Genomic DNA, 11,990 nt, shown 5'->3' with positions numbered 1-11,990 from the left:
CGCAAGTCTAAGCCACCCCCTGAAGAAGGCAAAGAACGCCTTCTTACAGGGTGCGTCTTATGCCTACGTCCCATAACAGTCGCCTCCACATTTAGATCAATCCGTCCAAAAGGTTAAAGAACAACCTTTCGGCCGGCTCGTCTTGTGCTTGTCGCCGAAGTCTAAGCGCCTTACTCTTTTCTTAAATACTTTCTACCTTTTCGTGCTCAGACTCATAAGAACCAACGGTGGTTAACTCAAGGACCTGTGCTTCCTGTAAGCCATCAATTAATTTTAAGACTTTGATAACATTTGCACTTAACGTTCTATCTAAGGTTAATACCATGATTGCTTCCCCGCCAACCTCTGTACGGCCAACCTGCATTGTACCAATATTGATATCATGGTCACCCAGTAAAGATCCGACCTTACCAATCATGCCTGGTACGTCGCGGTGTTTAATGTACAAGAGATATTTTTCCGGCTTCACATCAATCCGGTATTGATTAATTTTTAAAATTCTAGCTCCATAACCATTTAGAACCGTAGCGCCGATTTTGGCTGTTTCTTGGTCATTAGACACACTTAATTCCATATAATTAGCAAAGCCTTTATTCGTCGCATGCTTGACAACATTATAGGAAACCCCTTGTTCTTTTAGCAAATGGAGGGCGTTAATTAGATTGACAGAATCACTTAAATGATAGGATAAAATTCCTTTTAATAGAGTACGCGTTAGTAACTCTGTATCTTCATCAATTAGATTCCCATAATAATTGATTTCAATCTTTGAGGGTGCCTGCTTATTTAATAATTGAATTACTAGCTGCCCCATTTGATCACCTAACAATAGGTAAGGCTGAAGCTTTGCTTGTGTTTCCCCTGACATTTGTGGCATATTAACGGCATTCTGAATCGATTGCTTTTCAAAAATCTCAATGATTTCTGCACTCACCTCTTGGGCTACCTTTTCCTGTGCTTCTATAGTTGAGGCACCAAGATGCGGTGTGACAATGATATTTGGATTTTGCAGTAATTCTTCATTGGCAACCGGTTCTTTTTCAAATACATCAAGAGCAGCACCTGCTACATGTCCTGATTGAATGGCTCTCACTAAAGCCTTTTCATCAATGATTCCGCCGCGGGCACAGTTGACAATTCGGACACCTTTTTTTGTTTTACTTAAATAATCATCGTTGATAAGACCTCTTGTATCATTTGTTAATGGGGTGTGAACTGTAATGAAATCCGACTCCTCGGCAATTAAATCTAAGCTTGCTTTTGTCATACCTAATTTTTTAGCACGTTCCTCTGTTAGATAAGGGTCAAATGCTAATATGTTCATGCCAAAGCTTTTAGCCCGTTTGGCCACTTCAGTACCAATTTTCCCCATCCCGATGACACCAAGGGTCTTTTTATACAATTCAACTCCTTTAAAGGAGTTGCGGTCCCATTCGCCGGCAGCTGTTTTTTGATGGGCTTGAGGAATCTTTCTTGCTAAAGCTAACATCATCGCTAATGTATGCTCTGTAGCAGCCATCGTGTTCGCACCAGGGGCATTAATCACAATAATCCCTTTGCGTGTAGCTGCATTTACATCAATGTTGTCCACTCCAACACCTGCTCTGGCAATTACTTGAAGTTTATCAGCGGATAAAAGCAAGTCTTCTGTAACCTTTGTTTGGCTTCTCACAATCAATGCATCGTAATCACCAAAAATTTTTTTCAATTCCTCTGTTGGCAAAGTTGGCTGTCTTTCTACTACAAAATTTGGATGATCAAGTAAGCTTTTTAAACCTGTATTGCTAATCCCATCTGTTACCAATACTTTATACATGATCGATTCCTCCAATGTTTTGTTTTAGTAAATAAAAACGCCCCTCATAATAGACAAAGCTGCCTTATTATGAGGGACGTGAATGAACGTGGGCCGTCTTTATCATTACTTTTCATTTATAAGATAACATAAATAGATTGAAATTTCAAAAATCAGCCGAATATAGGGTTTATTCTACAGCCACTCTTTCATTCTTGTAAAGGCTAATTTTAAAAAATACTTATTTAATTCAGAAAAATTTTACAAGTTAGTAGTAACCCATTTACAGCAAGGCTTTAAGCGGTTAGAGTAAAATGTATAGAAAATAAATCTATTGTAAAAAAGTAAAGAGCATCATATAATGTCTACTATATAAAAACAATTGTACGTTACAGGTAGACAGTGTAGGAGGAGAAAACATGGAAGCAATCTCGATTGGTCTTTTAGGATTAGGTACCGTCGGTTCAGGCGTAGTACAAATTATTAAAAATCACCAAGATAAATTAATCCACCAAGTGGGGTGTCCGGTTGTCATAAAAAAAATTCTTGTACAAGATGTACATAAAAGCAGACCGGTTTATGTTGATCCTACTATTTTAACATCCAATCCGGAAGAGATCATTTTGGATCAAGATATTGATGTAGTAATAGAGGTAATGGGTGGGGTCCAAGAAACAAAAGATTATTTACTAACAGCCCTCAGGCAAGGTAAACATGTCGTCACGGCGAATAAAGATTTAATGGCCTTACACGGATCAGAATTGCTAACCGTTGCTTCAGAATATGGCTGCGATTTGTATTACGAAGCAAGTGTTGCTGGAGGAATTCCTATTTTACGTGGGCTGGTCGATGGTCTTGCTTCCGATCGGATTACGCAAATGATGGGGATCGTTAATGGTACAACCAATTATATTTTAACCAAAATGAGTGATGAAGGCCGCTCCTATGAAGAAGTTTTAAAAGAGGCACAAGAACTTGGCTTTGCCGAAGCAGATCCAACTTCTGATGTGGAAGGATTAGATGCAGCAAGAAAAATGACCATTCTTGCAACGCTAGGCTTTTCGATGCATATTGATTTAGACGATGTTAAGGTCAGTGGTATTTCTAGCGTGACAGAAGAAGACTTAAGTTACGGGAAACAACTCGGCTATACCATGAAATTAATCGGATTTGCTCACAGAGAAGGGGAAAAGGTAGAAGTGAGTGTCGCCCCTACCTTTTTATCGAATAATCACCCGCTTGCTTCTGTACAAAATGAATACAATGCTGTTTATGTGTACGGGGAAGCAGTAGGTGAAACGATGTTTTACGGCCCTGGGGCAGGAAGCCTGCCGACAGCAACTTCCATTGTTTCAGATTTAGTTGGTGTCATTAAGAATTTAAGGCTTGGTGTAAATGGCAGGAGTGCTGTAACACCGCAATATCCGAAAATGCTAAAGGAAAACGAAGAGAAGTTTTCGAAATACTTTTTACGGATTCATGTGCAGGATGAGGTAGGAGTATTCGCTGATATTACCTCTATTTTTGCCAAATACGGTGTAAGTTTTGAGAAAATTCTCCAGCTTCCGATTAAGAAACATGAAACATCTGAGATTGTGCTAGTGACACACAAGGCTTCGTTAACAAATTATGATAAAATTCTACTTGAATTAAATGATTTACATGCAGTTAAAGAAATAAAAAGTGCCTATAGAGTGGTAAGAAAATCACTATGATAGGGCAAGGGTTACTTGATTCATAGTAGCTCTATCCAACTCCCTAACGCTTAAAAGGGCAGTTACAGAACATTTTCAAGGAGTTGTACACGCATGACACTTCGTGACCGTATGATGATTAAGGTCCCGGCAAGTACAGCGAATCTTGGCCCAGGTTTTGATTCAATGGGTCTTGCGCTTGATTTGTATTTGACCTTAGAAATAGAGAAAAGTAAAGAATGGCATTGCTATTCCTTTTGTGAGGAGCTAAAAGACTTCCCTACGGGTGAAGATAACTATATCGTAAAGGTTGCCCTTCAAACAGCAGCTCACTATGGTGTGGAGCTGTCTCCTTGTAAAATCAAGGTTGAGAGTGATATTCCGTTAGCGAGAGGGCTTGGTTCTAGTGCATCGGCCATTGTAGCAGGGATTGAGCTGGCGGATGCAGTGGGCGGCTTACACTTAACGAAACAACAAAAGCTCCTTCACGCGACAGAATGGGAAGGACATCCGGATAATGTCGGAGCATCGATTTATGGAGGGCTTGTTATTGGCTGTTATAAGCAAAATGAAGTAGATATGCTATCATTTACAAACCTACCGATCGAAGTGGTGGTCCTTATTCCGCAGGAAATCCTGCTAACAAAGGCATCTCGAGATGTGTTGCCGGAATCTTATACTCGTCAGGAGGCGATTGAGGCCTCTTCGACTGCCAACCTATTAGTAGGCGCCCTATTAACGCAGAATTGGGAGCTTGCCGGAAAAATGATGGAGAGTGATCGTTTCCATCAGCCATATCGTAAATCGCTTATTCAAGGCTATGATGAAATTGAACAAATGGCTAAAGCCAACGGGGCATTCGGGACCGCATTAAGCGGAGCTGGACCAACGATGATTTGTTTTACCGAAAAGGGCAGAGCGGCTGGACTTGTGAAGGCCTTGGAAACGGGATTTCCTGCCATGACTGCCAAAAAGCTATTAATCGATTATATTGGCAGCAGTGTGATAGAATTAGTAAAGTAAGTGTAAGGGCAGCTAATGGGCTGCCCTTTTCATTGTGTTTTTTTTCCTTTACCTGTTTCAAAATCGAAAAGAAACTTCTCAAACTCAGCACTGCTTAAAGGCTTGCTAAACAAATACCCTTGCATAAGGACGCAATTTTTTGTAAGCAAAAATTCTTTTTGATGTTCTTTTTCCACACCTTCTGCAATTACATCTAAATGGAGGCCGCGGGCCAGATTAATAATCGCCTCAGGTATTTCTGTATTTTCTAAGCCCTCATTAATGTTTTGGATAAAGGATTGATCAATTTTTAATGTGTTAATCGGAAGGTCCTTTAAATAACTTAGCGATGAATAGCCTGTCCCAAAATCATCAATAGAGATGGAAATGCCTTGATTTTGCAGTGTTTGAAGTGATTGGACAATTTCAGCTGAATTATTTAACAGGATACTCTCCGTTATTTCTATCTCAAAATGGTGCGGCGGGAGATTTTTCTCGGCAAGAATTTTCTTAACCGTTTCCAGCATTAGGTCTGGTTCCTGAAATTGCCGTGCTGAAAAGTTGACCGAGACCGATAAAGGGTGCGAACGAGTTTGATTCCATTTACTCACTTGTTCACAGGCCTTTTCCATGACAAGTTCCCAAAGCGGCTGGATAAATCCTGTTTCCTCAGCTATAGGGATAAAAATGACCGGTGAGACATTTCCGAATTCCTCGTCTGTCCATCTCACCAAAGCTTCTGCCCCAAAAACAACCCCAGTATCCACTTTAATCTTAGGCTGATAAAACACATCAATTTTTTTATTCTCAATCGCCCTTCTAAGATGGGCTTCAAGCCGAGGTCTATCAATATCTGAATGCATCGATTTTTCCGAATAGAAGATGGCTTTATTTCCGCCGTTCTTCTTGGCATTGTACATAGCCATATCTGCATAGCTAATCAGTGTGTCCATGTTGTTTGTATGCTCCGGATAGAGACTAATTCCTATGCTGGCGCCCAGGTAAAATTCATTACCATCTATCATGTAAGGTTTTTTCAGGGTTTCAATTAACCTTTCGGCCGCCGCTTTTGTTTCCTCTTTATCATGGGAGAGGAGAAGGATAATAAATTCATCTCCACCTTGCCTGATTAAGATACTTTTTTCCGAATCAAGACAATTCTTTACCCTTGCTGCAATAATGTTTAGGAGTTCGTCACCCTTGTTATGTCCATAAGAGTCATTTACTTGTTTAAAACGATCCATGTCAATGAACAAAACGGAGACAGTTTCCTTATTTTCATCTGCCTGAATCATAATGCTGCTCAATTTTTCTTGTAAAAACCGTCTATTTAATAACCCGGTTAATGGATCATGGTTTGCCTGATATTCTATCAGTGCTTTACTTTGCTGTAAGTCCTCGACATAACGATGTAAATCGGTCGACATCGCATTTACATTTTCGGTAAGAAGGCCTAATTCATCTTTTCGGTTTAAGTGAAAGTGCTTGCCGAAGTTTCCTTGAGCAATCTCATTAACTTGTTCAACAATATAACCAATTGGCTCAGTAATCGAACGGGAAAAAATAAAACTGACAATTAAAACGATCAGCATGATGGCGAGCGAAAGGAGAATATGCATAAATAGTTCATGTCTAAGCTCATCTTGAATAAGGCCATAATTATAGGCAAGGCCAATAACGAAGGGCTGACCCGATTTCGGGAAGACAGGAACAAATGTTTTTAAAACACTTTTCTTGTTAAGGGTATCATTGTATGATTGCACTTTTTTTGTATTGACTGCCTTCTTAATATAGGCAGCATCTGTCTCGATATTGCGGTATTTATAAGTACCATACCAAATAGGTCTAGCTGAAATGCGAATATAACTATTTCCGTTTAGGTGAACCACTTCACTCTTTTTCCCAAAGTTTTTGGGATTAAATACGGATATTTCTAAAATGCCTCGTTCCTTTGTGTAACCTTCGATGATTTTCCCGGGACCAAATCGTTGCTCAAACTCCAAAACTTCATTATCCCGAAAATAGGGATTGATGATATAGTTTGTTGTCCCATCATAATAATAGCCCCATTTATCAATATGATCAGGATCGGATGAAGCAATTTCAATGGGGCCAGACCAATAGTGCGGTAATGTTAACCCTTTTCCTACATTGACAGGTTTTAGTGCCAACAATTGTTGGTAGGCGTCATACCAATAGCCCCAGCCTTTTGTTGACATGTTAATTTCTTCAGGGTCAGATGAACGGACACCAATAATATCGCCCGGAGTTTTGGCTAATAAGGTGATGTGAGATACACGGACCTCACCAGCTAGTTTTTTTAATTGATCGTTGGTAATTTCCTGATAGGTTGGAGGAAGAGATTGTTTGATTGCAAGGGATGCAATTCTCAAGTCTCTCCCCAGAATATTCTCTACATATAAGGAACCCTCTCTTGTTTTTTTCACTTGGAACGAGACTTCATTTGTAATGACAGAGATTTCTCGTTCGTTATATTCTAGCAGCTGGCTTTTCGACCAAAAATAATGAAAGGTATTATTCGCTAATAAAATAAACAAAACGAGCAGAAAAAATATCAAGGGTATTTTTTTCTTGATCGACAATGATGCCACACTCCAGTAGCTGACTTTAGAGGTGATTATAACTACCTTGAGATTAAATAATTACCCCTTTATCCCATGCAGCCATTCCTGGTAGCATTCATCACATAGCGCTTCATCTCTTTCCTGATTCTTGGAAACAAATGGGACATAATGCAATTGTCTTTCCTCAATATCCTCTGTACAATAAAAACATTTTTCTGCCATAATCAGTCACCTTTCTCATTATTCCTTTTTTTGTAGTTTTTTCCGGTTTGGAAGTTTTATTACTTAGAAAAAGTATCCATTTAATCCAAAAACTTTGTGTCTATATTTCTGACTATGCTATAAAGAAAAGGTAAGAGCTTAACAAAGGAGGTAAAAATAAGTGGATTTTCTTAATAAAGTTGTCGTGGTAACAGGTGGAGCGAAAGGAATTGGCCGTGGAGTAGCTGCTGCCTTTTCAAAAAAAGGTGCAAAAGTCATTTTGGCAGATGTAGAATCTGAAACTGGAGAAAGAACTGAGACTGAAATTAAAAAGCAGGGTGGAGAGGCCCTTTTTGTAAAAACAGATGTCCGAAACGAAAAGGACATTATTCACTTGTTTGAAGTGGCAAACCAGACATTTGGAAGAATCGATATCCTAATCAATAATGCCGGAAAAGGTGTATTTAAATCTCCTTATGATTTAACAATTGAGGAGTGGGACGATTGTCTGAACACCAATTTACGCAGTGTTTTCCTTTGCTCACGGGAAGCAGCCCGATATATGAGAGAGAATCCAACTGGCGGTGCGATTGTGAACATTGCTTCAACGCGTGCCTTAATGTCAGAGCCTAACTCCGAAGCGTATGGAGCCTCTAAAGGGGGAATTGTCGCGATTACGCATGCGCTCGCTGCTTCATTTAGTCAAGATCGGATAACCGTTAACGCAATCTCTCCGGGCTGGATCCACAATGGTGATGAGGCTGAACTTTCACATGCTGACCATGAACAGCATTTATCAAGACGTGTCGGCAAACCTAGTGATATTGCCCGTGCCTGCCTCTATCTAACGAATCCTGATAATGATTTTGTGACCGGCGTTAATTTAGTGGTCGACGGAGGAATGACCAGAAAAATGATTTATGTAGAGGAATGAATTTAAATAAGACTCGTTAAAGATTACTACATAAAAGAAGGTTACCTTGCTTGTTCTAAATATGGTAAAATAGTGTAAATAGTAAGAAAAAGGGAAGGGGGTTGAAGATGAAGCTACCAATTATTCAATCAAAGCTGCGAATCCCTGTTGTAAAGGATGATTTTATTAGGAGGGCACAGCTTACTCGAAAATTGAAAACGATTCTTGAGTTTCCCTTGACTCTTCTTCATTCCGGAGCTGGTTTTGGAAAGAGTACGGCACTCGCATTATTTTTGAGGGATGAAAAGCATCAGGGATGCTGGTACTCTATTTCATCCTTGGATGATGACATCCTGACCTTCCTATCCTATCTGCTACAAACGATACAACAGGTAGAGCCTTCTTTTGGAACAAAGTTATCAGCCTATATGGACAACATTGAACGTTATATCCGCGAAGAGGAATTAAGTATTTTATGTTCCCTTTTTATTAACGAAATTCTCGAGTGTAATGCCGAGATTACGCTTATCTTGGATGATTTCCACCAAATTGAACATTCTTATACGATAAATAGTTGGATGGAAAAACTGATAGAGCATATCCCAGCTAATTTACATATTGTTATTTCGAGCCGCAGCCGTCCTAACTGGAGGCATTTAACCAAAATGAAGGTGTGCGGCCAATTATTAGAAATAACAAGGGAAGATTTAGTTTTAACGATAGAAGAAATGGAATTATTGTTAACGGATCTTTATGGATTAGAGATTGAGGCAGAGTATCTGCATTCCATATATGAAATAACAGAGGGCTGGATCATTGCCCTTTGCATGATTGCCACGCAAATACCATTACAAAACGACAAACCTAAGATTTTTAAACATTCCTCTCAATCTCTCCAAGATTTTTTTCAGTATTTAGTCATGGAAGTTTTTTCGAAACAGCCGCCTATGATTCAACAATTTCTCGAGCAAACTTCCATCTTTGAGGAAATTGAGGAAGAAATTTGTGATGAAGTGATTGGACTTAACGGAGCCTCAAGTTTACTTGAGCAGCTTAAAGACCGCAATTTATTTATCCAAAAGATTGGGCGAACCCATTATCGTTACCATGCCTTATTTAAAGAATTCCTTGAAGATATTTTTCAGAAAAATAATGTGACTGCCTATATGGGTCTCCACGAACGCTGTGCCCGTTATTATGAGCGAAAACATCAATGGGAGAAAGCGCTTCATCATTATAAAAAAATTAATCACCACAAGGCAATCTGTTCTATTTTACAAGAAAATGGTCTGCGGATGCTCGAAAGTGGAAAATTGGAAAGCTTGTACGATCAATTAATCCTCTTATCAGAAGAAGACATGGAGCCTTATTATCTTCTCTGGTATTTAAAAGCGGAAATTCATCGCTATCGATCACACTATCAGGAGGCACAGGAATGTTACGATAAGGCCTATGCTGGTGCGGAAAAAAAACAAGATCATCTTGGAATGAGCTTGGCGTTAGAAGGAAAAGCAAAGATATTCCTCGATACCATACAGCCTCATCATGCGGAAAAACTTTTATATGAGGCGATTTTTCAACGGGAAAAACGGCCGGGAGCAGATCACGATAAAGGGAAATTATATCAATTGTTATCTGAGAATCTACTAAACTCTGGTAAAGCATCAGAGGCGGAAAAGTGGATACAAAAAGCTAAGGAAGCAAAAGTACCTCATTCTGATGGGAATTTAGAAGCCAGATTATACTTAAGAACGGGCCGTTTTGAGACTGCAAAGAAAGTTCTTCTCCTAAAAAAAGAAGAATTAAAGGATTCAACTGTCAATACATTGCCGCAATCCCACCGCGAAACCGACTTATTACTCGCTTTAATCGAAGCCTTTATGGGAGAAGGCTTAAAAGCAAAGGACCTTGCCCAAGCAGGGATTCAGCAGGGTATCAGCTATAAAGCCCCATATGTGGAGGCATGCGGTTGGATTCGCATGGGGCATGCCGTACAAATATTGAATAAGTATGATTCGAGTTTAGCAGAGAGCTGCTATCAAACCGCTTTAGAAATCATGGAACAAATCCATGTTGACCGAGGGAAAGCAGAGCCCTTGATGGGCTTGTGTATTTTGTACGGGACTAGGGGGGAATTGGAGCGGGGGGTAGAGGCCGGCAAGAAAGCCCTACAGGAAACTGAAAAGGTCCATGACGTGTGGCTTTCATCACTTATAACCCTTTGTATGGGAATTGCCTGTATATATAATGAGCGGGTTCCTAAGGCACTAGATTTCCTAAGGAGAGCAGAGGTACTTTTTGAGCGATGTGAGGATTGCTATGGACAAATGTTAGGTAAGTTTTGGCTTGCCTACGTCTTTTACCTTGAAAAACAGCCAGGTTTGTTTAAAGAAGCAATAAAAGCCTTTTTAAACTTGGTGCAGATCCACGAATATGAATTTTTTTTTCACAAAAGGACAATATTTAGCCCGAGAGATTTACAAATCTATGTGCCACTGTTAATTGAATGTTTGAAAGAAGAGATTCAATCATCCTATGTCAAGAAAATCCTGCAGGATATGGGAATAACTGAATATGATGCTCATCCGGGTTATTCCATCCGAGTTCAGACATTGGGGCATTTCAAATTATGGCTTGGTGAAAAAGAGGTGGGCGACAAAGAATGGCAAAGAGAAAAGGCTAAGGAGCTTTTTCAATTATTGATTACGGTAAACGAATTAATGGCCAAGGATGAAATTATTGGGCTCCTCTGGCCTAATCAGGAGAAAAAAAGTGCGGACCGTGATTTTAAAGTCGCACTTAATTGCCTCCATAATGTGCTTGAACCGCACCGTAAGGCACGTGCCGCACCCTTTTTCGTGATTAGAGAAGGGATGTTTTATGGATTAAACCCGGATGCAGTCATTGAAATGGATACGACACAATTTAAAGAATTAATTGAAGCTGGACTAGAAGAAAATAGACCGGAGAAGGCTATTCCATTCCTAGAGAGAGGATTATCGTTCTATCATGGTGATTATCTTCCAGACCGTCGTTATGATGATTGGTGTATTAGTAAAAGAGAGAGCATGGCCGTATATTTTTTACGGGGTGCGGAGAAAATGGCGCAGTTGATGGTACGATCTGAAAAATATGACGCTGCAATCAATTGGTGTGAAAGAATCTTGGAACGGGATCGAACCTGGGAAGAGGCCTACCGCTTATTAATGTACTGTTATTATCGAAAAAATAACCGCCCGCAAGCGATGAAGTGGTATCAAAGATGTAAAGAAGTACTCGAGGAAGAACTCGGTGTAACTCCATTAGAACCAACCAAGCATATGTATCAAATGATCATTGAATCCGAAAGTATCTTAAATTCGATTGAACAGCCTTAGGATTAGGGCTGTTTTTTGCGTCCCCTGGTCAAGGCGCTTCCGCTTTTCTTGTTGTCTAGCTTCAGCGCCTAGGGGCTCGGGNNTATCCAGTTGCGGCTCCTTGGGACTCGAGTCATAAGCCACCCCCTGAAGAAGGCAAAAAGCGCCTTCTTGCAGGGTGCGTCTTAGCCTAGAGTCCCAAAACAGTCGCCTCCACATTTAGGCCAATCCGTCAAGAAGGCTAAAGGGCAGCCTTCTCGCCGGCTCGTCTTATGCCTGTGGCCCCTGTCAAGGCGCTTATGCTTTTCTTGTGATCTAAGAAATTATAGATTTACTACTTGTGATAATTTTTTACAGGTTTAGACACGTCCAGCTCCAGCGCCTAGCCCCTCGAGGCCATAAGCCAATCCGTCCAAAAGGTTAAAAACAAACCTTTCGGCCGGC

At 40.1% G+C, this 11,990-nt stretch carries 7 protein-coding genes; 4 read left to right on the top strand and 3 right to left on the bottom strand.

Translation table 11 applies throughout. The annotated features are described in order from the left end of the window. Window positions 1-181: 181 nt before the first annotated feature. Complete coding sequence (gene serA / locus COD92_RS30145) at window positions 182-1,816, bottom strand: phosphoglycerate dehydrogenase (protein WP_098533492.1); 1,635 nt, start codon at window positions 1,814-1,816, stop codon at window positions 182-184. 398 nt (window positions 1,817-2,214) lie between these two features. Between serA and COD92_RS30140 the strand changes: the two genes are divergently transcribed. Both COD92_RS30140 and thrB read left to right on the top strand, forming a co-directional pair. Then, window positions 2,215-3,510: a homoserine dehydrogenase gene (locus tag COD92_RS30140; protein WP_098533493.1), complete on the top strand. Its 1,296-nt coding sequence runs from the start codon at window positions 2,215-2,217 to the stop codon at window positions 3,508-3,510. Window positions 3,511-3,603: 93 nt separating this feature from the next. After that, window positions 3,604-4,512, top strand: coding sequence for a homoserine kinase (thrB, locus tag COD92_RS30135; RefSeq protein ID WP_098533495.1), 909 nt, complete (start codon window positions 3,604-3,606; stop codon window positions 4,510-4,512). Between the two features lie 29 nt (window positions 4,513-4,541). On the opposite strand, the gene COD92_RS30130 is transcribed toward thrB, so the two are convergent. Continuing rightward, window positions 4,542-7,094 (bottom strand): putative bifunctional diguanylate cyclase/phosphodiesterase, encoded by a 2,553-nt coding sequence (locus COD92_RS30130; protein WP_098533497.1) that lies wholly within the window; start codon window positions 7,092-7,094, stop codon window positions 4,542-4,544. A 60-nt stretch (window positions 7,095-7,154) separates the two neighbouring features. Then, complete coding sequence (locus COD92_RS32405; protein WP_176541464.1) at window positions 7,155-7,298, bottom strand: hypothetical protein; 144 nt, start codon at window positions 7,296-7,298, stop codon at window positions 7,155-7,157. Between the two features lie 160 nt (window positions 7,299-7,458). Between COD92_RS32405 and COD92_RS30125 the strand changes: the two genes are divergently transcribed. Further along, a complete protein-coding gene (locus COD92_RS30125; RefSeq protein ID WP_098533499.1) occupies window positions 7,459-8,211 on the top strand; it encodes a glucose 1-dehydrogenase in 753 nt (250 codons plus the stop codon). A 107-nt stretch (window positions 8,212-8,318) separates the two neighbouring features. After that, the gene (locus COD92_RS30120; protein WP_098996808.1) at window positions 8,319-11,567 is read left to right on the top strand and encodes a winged helix-turn-helix domain-containing protein; all 3,249 of its coding nucleotides are present in this window, start codon (window positions 8,319-8,321) and stop codon (window positions 11,565-11,567) included. Window positions 11,568-11,990 lie beyond the last annotated feature (423 nt).

Source organism: Bacillus sp. AFS037270 (genome assembly GCF_002585305.1).
Note: the sequence above shows the minus strand (reverse complement) of the source record. Positions and strands in the feature narration are given on the sequence as shown.